The organism is Modicisalibacter sp. MOD 31.J, assembly GCF_020147985.1.
Taxonomy (GTDB): Bacteria; Pseudomonadota; Gammaproteobacteria; order Pseudomonadales; family Halomonadaceae; genus Modicisalibacter; species Modicisalibacter coralii.
Genome location: NZ_JAGXFF010000003.1, coordinates 394,135 through 410,884 on the forward strand (window position 1 = coordinate 394,135; position 16,750 = coordinate 410,884).

The following is a 16,750-nucleotide window of genomic DNA, read 5'->3' on the forward strand; positions in this document are numbered from 1 at the left end:
CATGGGGCGTCAGGCGTGGCCATCCTTCGGCTGCCCGACGTTCTCCCCCTCCAGCGTAGACGCATGGGCGTGCTTCAGCGGCCCGGCCAGCTTGCGCAGCGCGACATAGAACACCGGGGTCAGCAGCAGGCCGAACAGGGTCACCCCGAGCATGCCGGCGAACACCGCGACCCCCAGCGCCTGGCGGACCTCGGCGCCCGCGCCGTGGCCCAGCGCCAGCGGTATCACCGCCGCGGTGAAGGTGATCGAGGTCATGACGATCGGGCGCAGGCGCAGACGGCAGGCTTCCAGCGCCGCGGCCACGGTCTCGCGACCCTCGAGCTCCAGCTCGCGGGCGAACTCGACGATCAGGATCGCGTTCTTGCACGCCAGCCCGATCAGCACCACCAGCCCCACCTGGACGAAGATATTGGTATCGCCGCCCACCAGGCGCACCCCGATCAGCGCCGAGAGCACGCACATCGGCACGATCAGGATCACCGCCAGCGGTAGGGTCCAGCTCTCGTAGAGCGCGGCCAGCACCAGGAACACCAGCATCACCGCCAGCGGGAACACGATCAGCGCGGCGTTGCCCTGGGTCGCCTGCTGATAGCTGAGATCGGTCCACTCGAAGTCGATCCCCGCCGGCAGCACCTGGGCGCCGATCCGGGTCAGCTCGGCCATCGCCTGGGGCGAGGAGAGCACTCGCGGGTCGGCTTCGCCGGCGAGATCGGCGGCGGGGTAGCCGTTGAAGCGCAGCACCGGGTCGGGGCCGAAGGTCTGGTGGACCTTTATCATCGAGCCGATCGGCACCATCTCGCCCTGGGCGTTGCGGGTGCGCAGGCGGGCGATGTCCTCGACGCTGTCGCGGTAGGGGGCGTCGGCCTGGGCAATGACCTGCCAGGTGCGGCCGAACTGGTTGAAATCGTTGACGTAGGTCGAGCCCAGATAGGTCTGCAGGGTGTCGAAGAGGTCGGCCACCGCCACCCCCTGGGACTTGGCCTTCAAGCGGTCGACGTCGGCATCGAGCTGGGGCACGTTGGCCTGATAGCTGGTGATCGGATAGGACATCCCCGGGGTCTGCATCACCGCCCCCTGGAAGGCGTTGACCGCTTCCTGCAGCGGGCCGTAGCCGAGGCCGCCGCGATCCTCGAGGAACAGCTGATAGCCGGAGCCGTTGCCGAGCCCCAGGATCGGTGGCGGCATGAACGAGAAGGCGATGCCATCCTTGAGCGCGCCGAGCTTGCCGGCGAGCTCGGCATTGATCTCCGCTGCCGTGCGGGTGCGCTCGGTGAACGGCGTCAGGGTCAGAAACGCCAGGCCGGTGTTGGAGGTGTTGGTGAACTGCAGCGCATTGAGCCCCGGGAACGAGATCGCGTGCTCGACCCCATCGGTGTGCATGGCGATATCCACGACCTGGCGCAGCAGGGCGTCGGTGCGTTCGAGGGAGGCGCCCTCGGGCAGCTTGACGCCGGCGATCAGGTACATCTTGTCCTGCACCGGAATGAACCCGGGCGGCACCGTCTTGAACAGATAGCCGGTGGCCCCGAGCAGGATCAGATAGATCACGAACACCGCGCCGCGGCGTTTCAGGCTGCGCGACACCACGCCCCGGTAGCGCTCGGAGCCGGCGTTGAAGAGCCGATTGAAAGGCCGGAACAGCCAGCCGAACAGGGCGTCGATCACCCGCGTCAGGCGATCCTTGGGCGCATCGTGGGGCCTGAGCAGCATCGCCGCCAGGGCCGGCGACAGCGTCAGCGAGTTGATCGTCGAGATGACCGTGGAGATGGCGATGGTCACCGCGAACTGGCGATAGAACTGGCCGGTCACCCCGGAGAGAAAGGCCATCGGTACGAACACCGCGCACAGGACCAGGCCGATGGCCACGATCGGCCCCGAGACCTCGCGCATTGCCTGATGCGCCGCGGCGCGTGGCGCCAGCCCCTGCTCGATGTTGCGCTCCACGTTCTCCACCACCACGATGGCGTCGTCGACGACGATACCGATCGCCAGCACCAGCCCGAACAGGGTCAGGGTGTTGATCGAGTAGCCGAGCAGCAGCAGCACCGCGAAGGTGCCCACCACCGAGACCGGCACCGCCAGCAGCGGGATCAGCGAGGCGCGCCAGGTCTGCAGGAACAGCGTCACTACCAGCACCACCAGCAGCACCGCTTCCAGCAGGGTCTGGATCACCGAGTGGATCGAATCGGTGACGAACAGCGTGGTGTCGTAGACGCTGCGATACTCGAGCCCGGCGGGGAACTGGGTCGCCAGCTCGTCCATGGTGTGGATCACCTGATCGCGAATCTCCAGCGCGTTGGCCCCGGGTGACTGGAAGATGCCGATCGCCACCGCGTCCTTGCCATCCAGGCGGGCGCGCAGGGTGTAGTCGCCGGCGCCGAGCTGCAGCCGGGCGACATCCTTGAGCCTGAGAATGTCGCCGTCGGCGCCGGTCTTGAGCACGATGTCGCCGAACTCCGCCTCGCTGGTCAGGCGTCCCTTGGCGTTGATCAGGGTCAGGAAGTCGCTGTCGGGCATCGGTTCGCCGCCGATCTGCCCGGCGGAGACCTGCACGTTCTGGTCGCGGATCGCCGCCACCACGTCGCCGGCGGTGAGGCCGTGGGCGGCGACCCGGTCCGGGTCGAGCCACACGCGCATGGCGTAGTCGCCGCCGCCGAACAGCTGCGCCTCGCCCACGCCGGGGATGCGGGCCAGCTGGTCGCGCACGTGCAGGCGGGCGTAGTTGCGCAGGTAGAGAGTGTCGTAGCGGTCGTCCGGCGAGACCAGGTGCACCACCATCAGAAAGGTCGGCGACTGCTTCTGGGTGGTCACGCCCTGGCGACGCACCGCCTCGGGCAGGCGTGCCAAGGCCTGGCTGACCCGATTCTGCACCCGCACCGTAGCCTGCTCGGCGTCGGTGCCAGGGCGGAAGGTGACGGTCATCTGCAGCACCCCGTCGGAACCGGCGACGGATTTGTAGTACATCATCCCTTCGACGCCGGTGATCGCCTCCTCGAGCGGCGCGGCGACGGTGTCGGCGATCTCCTTGGGGTTGGCGCCGGGGTAGACCGTGCGCACCAGCACCGAGGGCGGCACCACCTCCGGATACTCGCCGATCGGCAGGTTGGGGATCGAGATCGCGCCGAGCGCGAGCATGACGATCGACAGCACCGCGGCGAAGATCGGGCGGTCGACGAAGAAACGCGAAACATTCATGCCTTGGGGCTCCTGTGCGGCGGATGCGATGCCCGCCGCTTGTCGTCGTTCCCGGGAATGGTTGGCGCAGGCGGCGCGTGGTGAGCGCCGCCGCCGCTCAAGAGCGCGTTGCGAGCGCGCCCTGGGCCGCCGGCTGCGGGTCGGCCGATCGTGGATCGACCGGATGCGGTGAGATGGTCATGCCGGGGGCGTAGATCTTCTGGGTGCCGTTGACCACGATGCGGTCTCCCGGGGCGAGGCCGTCGCGGATCACCACTCGGTCGCCCACCGCGGCGCCGGTCACCACCGGTTGCGGCGTGACGCTGTTGTCATCGGCCACCCGATAGACGAAGCGCCGATCCTGGTTGGTCAGCACCGCCTGGCGGTCGATCAGCAGCGCCGCGGTGAGCGCGGCGACGGGCATCTCGACGCGGGCGAACTGGCCGGGGCGGATGCGCCCGTCTGGATTGTCGAGCACGGCGCGGTAGGTCAGGGTGCCGGTGGTGGGATCGATACGGTTGTCGACGAAGTCGAGCCGACCGCGATGGGGAAAGCCGCTCTCGCCGGTGAGACTGACCCGCACTGCCACGGGGTGGTCGGGGTCGACGCTCGCCAGCGTGTTCCCGGTGCCGCTCTCGTTGCTGTCGAAATAGACATAGAGTGGGTCGACCGAAACCAGCGTGGTCAACAGCGTCTGGTCGGCGCTGGCCAGGTTGCCGCGGGTGACCAGCGCCCGTCCGATGCGCCCGGAGATCGGCGCGGTGACGCGGGTGTACGCGAGGTCGAGTTCGGCGCTGGTGAGCGCGGCGCGGGCCTGCGCTTCACGCGCGCGGGCGTCCTGGGCCGCTGCCTGGCGCTGGTCGTGCTGCTCCTGGGAGATCATGTGGCGGCCGATCAGCCGGCGCGAGCGGCTGGCTTCGACATCGGCGAGCTGACGCTGGCTACGCGCCTGGGCCAGGGCCGCCTTGGCGGCATCGACACGCGCTGCATAGGGGCGCGGGTCGATCTGAAACAGCAGGTCGCCGGCCTTGACCAGCTGGCCCTCGGTGAAGGCGATCTCATCGACATAGCCGCTCACCCGCGGGCGTAGTGCCACGGTCTCGGGCGCCTCGGTGCGTCCGGTGAAGGTCTCGGTGAGCGTGATCGGCTCGGCCGCGACGGTGGCGACATCGACCTCGGGCGGTGGCGGGGCAGCGGCCTGGGGCTCGCCGTGGGCATCGCAGCCGGCCAGTAGCAGCGCCGCCAGCAACAACGATATCGGCAGCAGGGCCGCCGGCCTCCGGCTGCCGCCGGTGTCCTGAAGGATCCTCGCGTTCATGCTTCGCTCCGCATTTTCGTCAGGGTGGCGTCGGCGACCGTGCGCGCTCCGGGGAGCGCCGTCGTCGAACGAGGGGCGGGAGTCAGGAAGGGAACTGTAGCGGGGGCGCGGCGAACGACGTTATCGGTTTTCTCCCGATTACTTGCCCGATTCTACGAGGTCGAGGAAGCGGCCACCGTGCCGATGTCGTCTGTCGAGTCTTGCCTGACGCGATTCTCGGCGAGGATTGTCGAATCCTTCGGCGTGCTTGCCCAATCCTGCAAAGCTCGGCGTTTTGCCGCCAAGTGCCGTGAAATCGGGCTTATACTCCCGATCACCCTCTGTCGCTTAGCCATCTGCCAGTTCGGGAGAGAATCCGTGACCGCCGCACAGCCCATCTCCAGGCAAGCCGAGCCGTCGTTCGATGAATTGATGAATACTCTCGTGGGTCGAATTCTCGATCACGCCCATGGTGAGGGGTTCATCGCCAGCGCCGTCCCCGGCCTCGAGCTGGTGCGCGCCGATTCGCCCACCGGCTGCATGGGCTCGCGGGTCTACGAGCCGGCGCTGTGCCTGATCGCCCAGGGCGCCAAGACGGTGTGGCTGGGGGATCGCCAGATCGACTATGGTCCGCTGAGTTGCATGGTGTCGGCGGTGCCGCTGCCGATTCTCGGCAAGGTGACCGACGCCTCGCCGCAGAAGCCTTACCTGGGCATCAAGCTCACGGTCGACGCCCAGGAGGTCGCCGACCTGATGCTGGCGATGGGCGCGCCGGTGGCGCGGGCGTCGGAGGACGAGTGTCCGGATGGGGTCTGCGGGCTCGGCCTGGCGAGGGCGGATGCGGGAATGCTGGAGGCGATGGCCAGACTGGTCGGATTACTCGACACGCCATGGGACATCGCCATCCTGGCGCCGCTGGTACGGCGCGAGATTCTCTACCGGGCGCTGGTCGGCGAGCTGGCGCCCTACATGCGCAAGTTCGCGCTGGCCGACGGCCAGACCCAGCGCATGTCCCGGGTGATTGCGGTACTCAAGGAGCGCTTCATGGAGCCGCTGCGGGTGCGCGATCTCGCCGAGCTGGTCAACATGAGCGAGTCGTCGCTGTTCCACAGCTTCAAGCAGGTGACGCGGATGTCGCCGCTGCAGTTCCAGAAGCGCCTGCGCCTGCACGAGGCGCGTCGGCTGATGCTGGCCGAGGGGATGGAGGCGGCCACGGCCAGTTTCCGGGTCGGCTACAGCAGCCCCTCCCATTTCAGCCGCGAATACAGCCGCATGTTCGGGGTGCCGCCGCGGGCGGACGTGACCCAGCTGCGCGGCGAGCTACCGGAAGCCGCGCAGCAGCCGGTCATGTCCAGCCGGACGCTGGCCTGAGGAGCGGCGTCCGGCAGCGAGCGGTTCGACGGCGCTCAGTCGCCGATGACCATAACGCCTTCCGCCTCGACCTGACTGCCCTTCGGCAGCGCCTTCACGCCCACCGCAGCGCGCGCCGGGTAGGGCGGCTGGAAGAACTCCTCCATCACTTCGTTGACCAGCGCGAAGTTGTCCAGATCCACCAGGTAGAGGTTGAGCTTGACGATGTCCTGCAGCGAGCCGGCGGCCTCCTCGCAGACGGCGGCGAGGTTGGTGAACACCTGGCGGGCCTGGGCCTTGACGTCGCCGGCGACGATCTCCATGCGCTCGGGGTCGAGCGGGATCTGCCCGGAGAGGTAGACGGTGTTGCCGGCCTTGATGGCCTGGGAGTAGGGACCGATGGCGGCGGGCGCCTTGGCGGTCTGGATGACGGCCTTGTTGCTCATGACGAGACTCCTTCAGTGCGTCGTGCCCGGTCTTTGCCGGGCGGCGTCCGAAAACACGGCGCCCGTCCCGCCAGGCCATGCCTGACGGGACGGGCGCGAAGTGTCAGTTGCGGATGCGGCTGATCCGGCCGACGTGCGGCTGGTGGCGAATCCGCTTGATGATACTGGCCAGGTGCACCCGGTCGCGCACCGCCAGCGTCAGGTTGACGATCGACAGCCGGGCGTCGCGCTCCTCGATGCCGATGCGCTCGATGTTGGCATCGGCATCGGTGACCAGGCCGGCCAGTTCGGCGACCAGGCCGCGGCGCGTCTCCATCTCGATGCGCAGGCCCACCGGGAAGTCGCCGCTGATCTCCTGGGCCCACTCCAGGGTGAACAGCTTGTCGGGGTCGTCGCGCTTGAAATCGTCGAGATTGCGGCAATCCACCCGGTGGACGACGATCCCCTTGCCCACCGAGAGATGGCCGATGATCGCATCGCCGGGCAGCGGATGACAGCAGCGCGCGAAGCTCAGCACCATGCCCTCGGTGCCGCTGATCAGCACCGGCGCGGCCGATGAGCCGTCGCCGGCGGACGGCCGGGAGGCTTCCAGGCCGGCCGGCGCCTCCGCCAGTTGCCGGGCGATGGCGTAGGCCATGCGCGTGCCCATGCCGATCGACTCGAGCAGGTCGTCGACGCTGCGGATCTCGAGGTCGTCGAGGACCGCCGGCAGGCGCATCTCGGGCAGCTCCTCGAGGCTGGTCTCGAAATCGGCCAGCGCCTTGTTGAGCAGTCGCCGGCCGAGCTGGATCGACTCGGTGCGTTGCTGGTTCTTGAGCGCGTGACGGATCGCCGAACGCGCCTTGGCGGTGACCACGAAATTCAGCCAGGCGAGATTGGGCCGCGCCCCCGGGGCGGTGATGATCTCCAGGGTCTGGCCGCTCTCCAGGCGGCTCGACAGCGGCGCCAGGTGGCGGTCGATGCGACACGCGATGCAACTGTTGCCGATGTCGGTGTGGACCATGTAGGCGAAGTCCACCGCCGTGGCCCCCTGGGGCAGCTCCATGATGTCGCCCTTGGGCGTGAACACGTAGATGTCGTCGGGGAACAGGTCGTTCTTGACGTGCTCGATGAACTCCAGCGGGTTGCCGGCGTGGCGCTGCATCTCGAGCAGGCCGCGCACCCACTCCCGCGCCCGGGCATGGCTGCCGGCGGCGATCGGCCGTTCGGTCTGACCGGCCTTGTACAGCCAGTGCGCGGCGATGCCGTTGTTGGCCATCGCCTCCATCTCGCGGGTGCGGATCTGCACCTCGATGGGCATGCCGTTGGCGCCGAACAGCGTGGTGTGCAGGCTCTGGTAGCCGTTGGCCTTGGGGATCGCGATGTAATCCTTGAAGCGCCCGGGCACCGGCTTGTAGAGGTTGTGCACCGCGCCGAGGATGCGATAGCAGGTATCGACGTCGTCGGTGATGATGCGAAAGCCGAACACGTCCATGATCTCGGCGAACGACTTGCGCTGGTCGCGCATCTTGCGATAGATCGACAGCAGGTGCTTCTGGCGGCCCACCACGGTGCCCGGCAGGCCGTCGTCGTCGAGACAGTTCTGCAGGCTGTTCTGGACCTGGCGGATCATCGTACGGCGGTTGCCGCGGGCCTTCGACACGGCGCGCTTGATGCGCTCGGCACGCATCGGATACAGCGCCTGGAAGGAGAGATCCTCGAGCTCGACGCGGATGGTGTTGATGCCCAGCCGGCCGGCGATGCGGGCGTAGATCTCCAGCGTCTCGCGGGCGATGCGCCGCTTCTTGTCGGGGCGCAGCGCCCCCAGGGTGCGCATGTTGTGCAGGCGGTCGGCGAGCTTGACGATGATCACCCGGATGTCCTGGGACATCGCCATCACCATCTTCTGGAAATTCTCGGCCTGGGCGACCGCCTTGTCCTCGAAGGTGATCTGGGTGAGCTTGGAGACGCCGTCGACCAGTTCCGCCACCGCCTCGCCGAACTGCGCGGCCAGGGCCTCCTTGGTCACCCCGGTATCCTCGATCACGTCGTGCAGCATTGCGGCCATCAGGCTCTGATGGTCCATGTGCATGTTGGCGAGGATGTTGGAGACCGCCAGCGGGTGGGTGACGTAGGGCTCGCCGGAACGCCGCCGCTGGCCGTCGTGGGCCTGCTCGGCGTAGTAGAAGGCACGCTTGACCTGCTGGATCTCGTCCTGCGGGAGATATCCGCCGAGGCGGTCGGCCAGGTCATCGATGGTAAACATGCAGCGCGCCTATGATCAGCAACCTCGTGGTCGGGCACCGGCCCGGATCACGGGCGTGCGGTGTGGTCGTCGGACGTGACGCCGTGAGCCCGCGGTCAGGCCTCGGGATCGATGCTCGGTTCGGGCCGCGGCCGCACCGGTGCCTCGACCGGCTCGTCGAGCACGTTTTCGTCGATCTTGCCGGCGGCGATCTCGCGCAGCGCCATCACGGTGGGCTTGTCGTTTTCCCACGGCAGCTGGGCGTCGCGGGTGCCGCGAGCCAGCTGGCGCGCGCGCTGGGTGGAGATCATCACCAGCTTGAAACGATTTTCGACGTGGTCGAGACAGTCTTCTACGGTAACTCGCGCCATGAACGGTATTCCTGCTTGAGCTTGAGAGCGTGATTCGCGGGCGCGATCGATGATCGCGCGGTAGGACAGATGAGTCTACTCGACCCCTTCGATGCGTGACAAGAGCGCTTCCAGCAGGGCGCCATGGCGCTCGCGGACCCGCGCCAGCCGCGAGCGCTCGCCGAGCACCAGGCCACTCAACTGGGCCAGGGCATCGTCGAAGTCGTCGTTGATGATCACGTGCTGGTATTCGTCGAAGTGCGACATCTCGCTGACCGCGTCGCGCATGCGCCGGGCGATCACCTCGGGGCCGTCGGTGCCGCGCGCCGAGAGGCGCTGACGGAGCGCCTCGCGCGAGGGTGGCAGGATGAACACTGACACGGCCTCGGGCATCTGTTCGCGCACCTGGCGCGCACCCTGCCAGTCGATCTCGAGAATCACGTCGGTACCCGCGGCGAGCAGTGCCTGGACCGCCGGCCGCGAGGTGCCGTAGTGATTGTCGAAGACCCGGGCGTGCTCGAAGAAGTCGCCGCGCGCGATCATGCGTTCGAAGGTGCCGACGTCGACGAAGTGGTAGTTGACCCCGTCGACCTCGCCGGGGCGCATTGCCCGCGTGGTGTGCGATACCGAAACCTGGATGTCGTCGAGGCGATCGATCAGGCCGCGGACCAGGCTGGTCTTGCCCGCGCCCGACGGGGCCGAAACGATGTAGAGCGTGCCGTGGGACATGTGGACGAGTCCGTTTGAGCCGATGCGAAAGGGAATCGCGCATTATCGCACATTGGTCGTGACCACTACACTGTTGCGGGTCGACTCGTCGCCCACCCGCGCCGTACGGCGCTGCCCTGCAAGGACGCCCATGAGCCAACGCCAAGTCTCGCCCTTCGCCTTCGTCGGCGGTGCCGCCGCCTTCCTGCTGACCATGCTCGGCACCACCCTGCCGACGCCCCTGTACCCGATCTACCGGGACGCCTTCGGCTTCTCGCAACTGACCATCACGGTGATCTTCGCCGCCTATGCCGTGGGCGTGATCGGCGCGCTGCTGGTCACCGGGCGCTGGTCGGATCAGCTCGGCCGCCGGCCGCTGCTGCTCGCCGGGCTCGCCGCGAGCGTGCTCAGCGACGCGGTGTTCCTGCTCGGCGGTTCGCTACCGCTGCTGCTGATCGCGCGGGTGATCTCGGGTGTCTCGGCGGGCATCTTCACCGGCACGGCCACGGTGGCGGTGATCGAGCTGGCCCCCGAGGCCTGGAAGCGTCGCGCCACCTTCGTCGCCACCGCGGTCAACATGGGCGGCCTGGGGCTGGGGCCGGTATGCGCCGGGTTGCTCGGCGAATACGCGCCCTGGCCGCTGCACCTGCCCTATGCGCTGCATCTGGCGCTGGCCGTGCTCGGCGTGCTGGCGGTGTGGCGCGCCCCGGAAACGGTCGAGCGGCCGCCGCGTCCGCGCCTCGAGTTCCAGCGGCTGAGCGTCCCCGAGTCGGTGCGCGGCGTCTTCGTGCCGGCGGCGATCGCCGGGTTCGCCGGCTTCGCGGTGCTGGGCTTCTTCACCGCCACCGTGCCGGCATTCATGAAGCAGGTGCTGGGCCAGACCAATCTGGCGCTGATCGGGCTGGTCGCCGGGGTGGTGTTCTTCGCCTCGACCCTGGGGCAGTGGCTGCAGGGGCGTGTCGATGCCGCGTGGCGCCTGCCGCTGGGCTGTGCGGTGATGCTCGTCGGCGCGCTGACGATCGGCGCGGGCATCGCCCTGGCCTCGCTGGCGACCTTCCTGTGCGGAGCGCTCATCGCCGGACTCGGCCAGGGGGTGGCCTTTCGCGCCGGACTGGGGGCGCTCGCCGCGGCGAGCCCCGCCGCGCATCGCGGCGCGGTGACCTCGACCTTCTTCGTCGTCGCCTACGTGGCGCTGTCGATCCCGGTGGTGGGCATCGGCCTGGTGTCACGGACGATCGGCCTGGCGGCCACCGGAGTGGGGTTTTCCGGCGCGGTGGCGCTGCTCTGCTGCGTGGCGCTGGTGTTGCTGTGGCGTACCGGCGGTCAAGGCGGGGTGAAAGGGTAAGTCGTATGGCATGGGTTTGTATGAAAAGTCGACGAACGAAGGCAGTTTTTCGCACAAAGCCTAAAGTAAGCTCTCGTGCAGTGTCATAATCCCTTACGCTGTGTCTGAAAAATGTCTGCGCTCGCACATACGGCGTTAAAATTTGACTCAAAATGCTCATTTACGGTTTGTAAACTCCGCTTTTTCGTCAATTTTTGCCTTGTCTGGCCATCGCTCGTCGATTTTTCAGACAGAGCTTGGGGAGAGACCATGTTTGACCATATCAGTACCTATGCCACGGATTACGGCGCGACAAAATCATTCTACGAGGCGGTGTTTGCGCCGCTGGGGTATTCCGTGCAAACGGAGTTCGTGGCGGAGTGGAATCAGGATTTCCCAACCCAGAAAATGTGTGCCTTCGGCCGCGACGGCAAGCCTTCCTATTGGGTCATCGAAAGCAAGGAGCGCTTCACGCCCCGGCACGTGGCGTTCTCGGCACCGTCCCGGGCAGAGGTGGACGAGTTCCATCGCCAGGGCATGGCCAACGGTGGCAGCGACAACGGCAAGCCCGGCCTGCGCCCGCTGTATCACGAGAACTACTACGGCGCTTTTTTGATCGATCCGGATGGCAACAACGTGGAGGCCGTTTGCCATGCCCCGGAGTGATGGCCCGGTGGGGCGGGCCAAGGTCTTACGCTGATATCGGGCGCCACGACTAGCGGCCGTGCGCCCAAGCGGCGGCGCGACGGGGCCGCCTTGGAGAGCCGCCGCGCCCACGGCACCGCGCTCTGATATGCTACGAGCCCCTCGTTCACCCCCTGCCAGGAGTCTCCGATGACCGCCGCGCCCGACACGCTCACCCTCCGCCGCCCCGACGACTGGCACCTGCACCTGCGCGACGACGCGATCACCCGCACCGTGCTGCCCTACACCAGCGCGACCTTCGCCCGCGCCATCGTCATGCCCAACCTGGCGCCGCCGGTGACCACGGTCGAGGCCGCCGCGGCCTATCGTGAGCGTATTCTCGCCGCGCTGCCCGTCGGTCACGACTTCACGCCGCTGATGACCTGCTATCTCAACGAGAGCGTGAGCGCCGAGACGCTGACCCGTGGACACGCCGATGGTGTCTTCACTGCGGCCAAGCTCTATCCGGCCAACGCCACCACCAACTCCCAGCACGGGGTCAAGCGCATCAGCGACGTCTACCCGTTGCTGGAGACGATGCAGCGCATCGGCATGCCGCTGCTGGTGCACGGTGAGGTGACGCGGGGCGAGATCGATATCTTCGACCGCGAGAAGGTCTTCATCGACGAGGTGATGAGCGATATCCGCCGTCAGTTCCCCGAACTGCGCGTGGTGTTCGAGCACATCACCACCAAGGATGCGGCCCAGTTCGTGCTCGAGGGCGACGAGTACCTGGGCGCCACCCTGACCCCGCAGCACCTGGCCCAGAATCGCAACGACATGCTGGTCGGCGGTATCCGCCCGCACCTCTACTGCCTGCCGATTCTCAAGCGTCAGGAGCACCAGGCGGCGCTGCGTCGCGCGGTGGCCAGCGGTCATCCGCGCTTCTTTCTCGGCACCGACTCCGCACCGCACGTGTGTGCCGCCAAGGAGACCGCCTGCGGCTGCGCCGGAGTGTTCAACGCCGAGGCCGCGCTGTCGGTCTATGCCGATGTCTTCGAGCAGGAGGGAGCGCTCGATCACTTCGAAGCCTTCTGCTCCGAGAACGGCCCGCGCTTCTACCGCCTGCCGCTCAACGAAGGCACGGTCACCCTGACGCGCCAGCCGACGCCGGTGGCGGCCAGCGTGGGCGAGGGCGAGAACACCTTCATACCCTACAAGGCCGGTGAATCGCTGACCTGGAAGACGACGCTGAATGACTGAGGCGACGTCGGCGCGATCCGAGCTGGTGATCGGCCTGGCACAGCTGGCGGCGCAGGCCGGCGATCTCGACGCCAACCTGGCGAGGCACGTGGCGGCGGTCGAGGCGGCCGCGGGTCACGGTGTCTCGCTGCTGGTGTTTCCCGAACTCTCGTTGACCGGCTACGAGCCCGGTCTGGCCGCTGCGTTGGCCTTGTCGCCGTGCAGCGAGCGTCTGGCGCCGTTGCGTGCAGCGGCCGAGCGCTGCGGCATGCACGTGGTGACGGGGCTGCCGCTGAACGGTGAAACCCGGCCCCGGGTCGGGGTGGTGATCTTCGACCCGGCGGGCGGTGAGCCTCTGAGCTATGCCAAGCGCTATCTGCATCCCGGAGAAGAGGCCGCTTTCGAGGTCGGCGGGACGCAGATCGTTTGCGAAATCGGCGGTGAGCGTGTGGCCTTCGCCATCTGTGCCGATACCAACGCCCCTGCGCATGCGGACGAGTGTGCATCGCTGGGCGCGACCGTCTATCTCGCCGGCGCCTTGATCACCCCGGGCGGCTATGACGCCGATACCCGGCGTCTGGCCGAGATCGCCGAGCGCTATGCCATGCTGGTCGGTATGGCCAACCACAACGGCGTCGGCGGCGGCATGACGGCGATCGGGGGCAGCGGCTTCTGGACCGATTCAGGCCCATTGGCCGTGGCCGATGACCATGACGCGCTCGTTATTGCCACCCGCCGGAACGACAGCTGGCACGGGCGGGTGGTCGGGTTGGATCTCGTGGCCAAGCATGAGGGTAGTAACGGCTGAGCGGTGGCTTCTCCGCGCATCGTGAGCGAGGGGCTCGGGGAGGAGATGAGATCGGTGTTTCGATGGCCTCCCTCGCCCCCTTCATTTAACGCCTTACTCCTGTGTCAGGTTGACCGTCAGAAAGGTAAAGGGGTGGCGGCGCAGCGCACGAGCCAGTCGCGCCAAGGGGTGCTGCTTGTGGCGACGGTCGAAAAGGGGCTTGTTGGCCCGAATGGTGGTCGACACGTCCTGCGCTGCAATGTTCACCAGGCCCTGTTCGTCGAGAACACTGACATTTGCCGCGAATTCCGGCTTGGCACGTTCGCGAATCCGTGCCAAATGGGGGGTATCGCTTTGACTGTCGAGAACGACGACGACATCGAGGTTGTTGGCTGAACCAATGGCCACGATGACGAACCAGCATCGCTCGATATCCGGGTTTTCGCGACAGTAGCGATAGAGCCAGTCGAGGAAGGCCTTGGGGTACATCTTGTAAACCTGATGGTCATCCAGCGCTCTTGCATCGGCCGGGGCCGCTTGGATGTTGGCTATACGGTACAGCAGTACTAGCTGATCATGCGTCAAGAAAAACCAATCTTTCTCCTCTGCGCCTTCCATGATGCCGAGCACGAATTCAACGCTTTCCGTCATGCGCAAGATGGCAAAGCCGGTCACTTCACGCAGCGCCAGGCCTGAGGTCTCGAGCTGTTCGTGGAGCAGCTGTTGGCTCTCCGAGGTGACGAGACTCTGTAGGCCTTCGCCGTCGCGGAAGGCGACACCAACCTGCCCCTCACCCACCTCTTTCACGAGGATGTGGAATTTTCGCCCTTTGAACGCCTCGTAGAAAGTCACATAGTCATTACTCTCCGCGTCTTCGCGCAACACCGTACGATTTGCCAGGTCGAGCAGTGACGGCGAAGTGGAGGTTTCATTTTTAGACAGTGAAATATTCATGAATGTGGGTCGGTAAGCAACGACATGGATGGCTGCGAGGGGCTTTTTGCCAACGCCTGATAGCGTTAAGCATGAAGGATGGCGAGCCCAAAGAGAAGCGATAGCCAGGCACTAGGCGTTGCCTTTGCACCTGACCTATCTGTTAACGATCACTGAAGGCATCGCGCTAGAGCGTGACGCCTTCATGCGCGGCAAGACCAGCCAAGAGAATCATCTTACCCGCCTCGGCGCGGCTGTCATCCCTCGGCGGTCTCGACCCGAAAGCGCGCGGTGGCCGGGTCGGCGCGGTAGTGGGGGGCCAAGGTCGGCGCTTCCCGGGCCAGGGTGAGCACGCCATCGAGAAGGCGCGCCACCTGCTCTTCGCTGTGGAGCAGATGCAGGCTCAGCCGTACCCAGCCGGGCTTTTCCAGTTCGTGCCCCTGGTCGAGACGTTCGATCAGTGCCGCCGAGGCGGGGGCGTCGATCCCCAGCAGGCGATGGGCGTAGGGCCCGGCGCAGGCGCAGCCACCGCGGGCCTGGATGCCATAGAGATCCGAGAGCATGCGGGTGAACAGCTGATGGTGGATCAGGCCGCCGTCGGCGTCGTGTACGCGGAAGGAGAAGATCGGCAGCGCCGCCACGTCCTGGCGCCCCAGTAGTTCCAGTCGCGGTTCGTCGGCCCAGTGGGCGAGGGCGCGGCGGCGCAGCTCGGCATCGCGCTGAGCGATCTCGGGCAGCCCGATCGCTGCCTTGACCATCAGCGCCAGCGCGGCGCGGATGTCACCGATCACGTTCGGTGTGCCGCCCTCCTCGCGCGCCGCCAGGTTGGCGCTGTAGCGGTGCGCCCAGGGCGAAACGAAGCTGACCGTGCCGCCGCCGGGCAGCGAAGGCGTGTGCCGCCGCGCCACGCTGTCGCGCACCACCATGACCCCGGAGGCGCCGGGGCCGCCGACGAACTTGTGCGGCGAGAAGACGATGGCATCCTTGCGGCAGTCCGGCGCGGGCGCCATGTCCATCGCCAGATAGGGGCCGGCACCGGCGTAATCCCATATCGCCAGGGCTCCGTGGCGCTTGAGCCGGCGGGTGATGTCGTCGACGTCGCTGATGATGCCGGTGACGTTGGAGGCGGCCGAGAAGGCGCCGACGATCAGGTCACTGCCGGCGGCCGCTACCAGCGCCCGTTCCAGCGCCGCCGGGTCCGGCCCGCCGGCCTCGCCTTCGGGGATCTCGACCACCTCGGCGCCACTCTCGCGCCAGGCGAGCAGGTTGGAGTGGTGCTCGTAGGGGCCGATCAGCACGCGGATGCGCTCGCCGCGGCGCACCCCGGCGGCAATATCGAGCAGTGCCACGATCCGGTTGATACCGGCGGTGGCGCCACTGCCGCTGAACACCACATGGCAATCCTCGGCGTTGAGCTCCCGCGCGATCAGCGCCCGTGCCTCCTGGCGCAGCCGGGTCATGGTCTGCCCGCAGTGCGACGCCTCGGTGTGCGAGTTGGCATAGAACGGCAGCACCTCTTCACTGACGAAGCGCTCGACCTGGCGCAGCGCGCGCCCGGAGGCGACATAATCGGCGTAGAGCAGGCGGCGCTGACCGAAGGGCGTGGTGATCGGCATATCGTCGCCGATCAGGCCCTGGCGCAGGCGCGCCAGCAGGTCGGAGCCGGAGAGAACGTGTTGGAAGTCGGCGAGTGTGGTCATGGAGGCCTCGTCACAGAGGAGGACGTGCAAGCGCAACGAACGAGGCTATGATATCCCGTCTCGGACGGGTAGATTTCTCGTTATGATCCGGTATTGATCCAGAAATTGAGTGATTTGACCCCATGAGCGGCGTGAAATTGGATCATTTCAACCTCGCCATCCTGCGCGAGCTGCAGCAGCACCCCGGCTGCGCCCAGCGCGAGCTGGCCGAGCGCGTCAATCTCTCCCAGAACGCCTGCTGGCGGCGGGTCAAACAGCTCGAAGAGGCCGGCGTGATCGAGGCGCGGCGGCTGGTGCTGAGCCGTCAGGCGCTCGGCTTCGGGCTGGTGGTGTTCTCGATGATCCGCACCCGCAGCCATTCACGCGCCTGGCTGGCGGCCTTCCGCGAGCACGTGCTGGGCATCCCCGAGGTGATCGACTTCTACCGTATCGGCGGCGATTACGACTACATGCTCAAGATCGTGGCCCGCGACATCGCCGCCTTCGATCGGATCTATCAGCGCCTGATCGACGGCTTCGAGATCGACACTGTGACCTCCTATTTCGCCATGGAGGCGCTGGCCGAGAGCCGCCCGCTGCCGGTGTGACACG

Annotated in this window: 14 protein-coding genes; 6 read left to right on the plus strand and 8 right to left on the minus strand. The window is 67.0% G+C overall.

Going from position 1 to position 16,750, the window contains the following annotated elements; genetic code table 11:
- Nucleotides 1-9: 9 nt before the first annotated feature.
- Both KGR00_RS12460 and KGR00_RS12465 read right to left on the minus strand, forming a co-directional pair.
- Nucleotides 10-3,195 (minus strand): multidrug efflux RND transporter permease subunit, encoded by a 3,186-nt coding sequence (locus KGR00_RS12460; protein WP_224418437.1) that lies wholly within the window; start codon nucleotides 3,193-3,195, stop codon nucleotides 10-12.
- A 97-nt stretch (nucleotides 3,196-3,292) separates the two neighbouring features.
- Nucleotides 3,293-4,492 (minus strand): efflux RND transporter periplasmic adaptor subunit, encoded by a 1,200-nt coding sequence (locus KGR00_RS12465; RefSeq protein ID WP_224418436.1) that lies wholly within the window; start codon nucleotides 4,490-4,492, stop codon nucleotides 3,293-3,295.
- Between the two features lie 423 nt (nucleotides 4,493-4,915).
- On the opposite strand from KGR00_RS12465, the gene KGR00_RS12470 reads away from it, so the two are divergent.
- Nucleotides 4,916-5,842, plus strand: coding sequence for an AraC family transcriptional regulator (locus KGR00_RS12470; RefSeq protein WP_224418435.1), 927 nt, complete (start codon nucleotides 4,916-4,918; stop codon nucleotides 5,840-5,842).
- Between the two features lie 35 nt (nucleotides 5,843-5,877).
- On the opposite strand, the gene KGR00_RS12475 is transcribed toward KGR00_RS12470, so the two are convergent.
- The 4 genes from KGR00_RS12475 to gmk form a co-directional block, all read right to left on the minus strand.
- A complete protein-coding gene (locus KGR00_RS12475; RefSeq protein ID WP_129139700.1) occupies nucleotides 5,878-6,267 on the minus strand; it encodes a RidA family protein in 390 nt (129 codons plus the stop codon).
- 103 nt (nucleotides 6,268-6,370) lie between these two features.
- Nucleotides 6,371-8,512 (minus strand): bifunctional GTP diphosphokinase/guanosine-3',5'-bis pyrophosphate 3'-pyrophosphohydrolase, encoded by a 2,142-nt coding sequence (gene spoT, locus KGR00_RS12480; protein ID WP_224418434.1) that lies wholly within the window; start codon nucleotides 8,510-8,512, stop codon nucleotides 6,371-6,373.
- 95 nt (nucleotides 8,513-8,607) lie between these two features.
- Nucleotides 8,608-8,862 (minus strand): DNA-directed RNA polymerase subunit omega, encoded by a 255-nt coding sequence (gene rpoZ, locus KGR00_RS12485; RefSeq protein WP_129139698.1) that lies wholly within the window; start codon nucleotides 8,860-8,862, stop codon nucleotides 8,608-8,610.
- A gap of 75 nt (nucleotides 8,863-8,937) precedes the next feature.
- Nucleotides 8,938-9,570 carry a guanylate kinase gene (gene gmk, locus KGR00_RS12490; protein ID WP_129139697.1) on the minus strand — a complete coding sequence of 211 codons (633 nt, stop codon included), beginning with the start codon at nucleotides 9,568-9,570 and terminating at the stop codon, nucleotides 8,938-8,940.
- A 130-nt stretch (nucleotides 9,571-9,700) separates the two neighbouring features.
- Between gmk and KGR00_RS12495 the strand changes: the two genes are divergently transcribed.
- From KGR00_RS12495 to KGR00_RS12510, 4 genes are all read left to right on the plus strand, one after another.
- On the plus strand, nucleotides 9,701-10,894 hold the full coding sequence (locus tag KGR00_RS12495) for an MFS transporter (RefSeq protein WP_224424438.1): 1,194 nt from the start codon (nucleotides 9,701-9,703) through the stop codon (nucleotides 10,892-10,894).
- 249 nt (nucleotides 10,895-11,143) lie between these two features.
- Nucleotides 11,144-11,539 (plus strand): VOC family protein, encoded by a 396-nt coding sequence (locus KGR00_RS12500; protein WP_224418432.1) that lies wholly within the window; start codon nucleotides 11,144-11,146, stop codon nucleotides 11,537-11,539.
- 168 nt (nucleotides 11,540-11,707) lie between these two features.
- Nucleotides 11,708-12,760, plus strand: a complete 1,053-nt coding sequence (gene pyrC, locus KGR00_RS12505) for a dihydroorotase (protein ID WP_224418431.1) — start codon at nucleotides 11,708-11,710, stop codon at nucleotides 12,758-12,760.
- On the plus strand, nucleotides 12,753-13,547 hold the full coding sequence (locus tag KGR00_RS12510) for a carbon-nitrogen hydrolase family protein (protein ID WP_224418430.1): 795 nt from the start codon (nucleotides 12,753-12,755) through the stop codon (nucleotides 13,545-13,547). The genes pyrC and KGR00_RS12510 overlap by 8 nt, the downstream gene beginning before the upstream one ends.
- A gap of 93 nt (nucleotides 13,548-13,640) precedes the next feature.
- Here the strand turns inward: KGR00_RS12510 and KGR00_RS12515 are convergent, their stop codons facing one another.
- The gene (locus KGR00_RS12515; RefSeq protein ID WP_224418429.1) at nucleotides 13,641-14,480 is read right to left on the minus strand and encodes a hypothetical protein; all 840 of its coding nucleotides are present in this window, start codon (nucleotides 14,478-14,480) and stop codon (nucleotides 13,641-13,643) included.
- Nucleotides 14,481-14,716: 236 nt separating this feature from the next.
- Nucleotides 14,717-16,159 (minus strand): aminotransferase class V-fold PLP-dependent enzyme, encoded by a 1,443-nt coding sequence (locus KGR00_RS12520; protein ID WP_224418428.1) that lies wholly within the window; start codon nucleotides 16,157-16,159, stop codon nucleotides 14,717-14,719.
- Nucleotides 16,160-16,290: 131 nt separating this feature from the next.
- On the opposite strand from KGR00_RS12520, the gene KGR00_RS12525 reads away from it, so the two are divergent.
- Entirely contained in the window at nucleotides 16,291-16,746 is a 456-nt protein-coding gene (locus KGR00_RS12525) for an Lrp/AsnC family transcriptional regulator (protein WP_224418427.1), read from the plus strand.
- Nucleotides 16,747-16,750: the final 4 nt, after the last annotated feature.

Bases quoted from the DNA above. Each gene is read 5' to 3' on its own strand.
- rpoZ (WP_129139698.1), bottom strand. From the start codon at position 8,862: ATGGCGCGAGTTACCGTAGAAGACTGTCTCGACCACGTCGAAAATCGT.
- spoT (WP_224418434.1), bottom strand. From the start codon at position 8,512: ATGTTTACCATCGATGACCTGGCCGACCGCCTCGGCGGATATCTCCCG.
- KGR00_RS12510 (WP_224418430.1), top strand. From the start codon at position 12,753: ATGACTGAGGCGACGTCGGCGCGATCCGAGCTGGTGATCGGCCTGGCA.
- KGR00_RS12465 (WP_224418436.1), bottom strand. From the start codon at position 4,492: ATGAACGCGAGGATCCTTCAGGACACCGGCGGCAGCCGGAGGCCGGCG.
- KGR00_RS12520 (WP_224418428.1), bottom strand. From the start codon at position 16,159: ATGACCACACTCGCCGACTTCCAACACGTTCTCTCCGGCTCCGACCTG.
- KGR00_RS12460 (WP_224418437.1), bottom strand. From the start codon at position 3,195: ATGAATGTTTCGCGTTTCTTCGTCGACCGCCCGATCTTCGCCGCGGTG.
- KGR00_RS12515 (WP_224418429.1), bottom strand. From the start codon at position 14,480: ATGAATATTTCACTGTCTAAAAATGAAACCTCCACTTCGCCGTCACTG.
- KGR00_RS12500 (WP_224418432.1), top strand. From the start codon at position 11,144: ATGTTTGACCATATCAGTACCTATGCCACGGATTACGGCGCGACAAAA.
- pyrC (WP_224418431.1), top strand. From the start codon at position 11,708: ATGACCGCCGCGCCCGACACGCTCACCCTCCGCCGCCCCGACGACTGG.
- gmk (WP_129139697.1), bottom strand. From the start codon at position 9,570: ATGTCCCACGGCACGCTCTACATCGTTTCGGCCCCGTCGGGCGCGGGC.
- KGR00_RS12475 (WP_129139700.1), bottom strand. From the start codon at position 6,267: ATGAGCAACAAGGCCGTCATCCAGACCGCCAAGGCGCCCGCCGCCATC.
- KGR00_RS12495 (WP_224424438.1), top strand. From the start codon at position 9,701: ATGAGCCAACGCCAAGTCTCGCCCTTCGCCTTCGTCGGCGGTGCCGCC.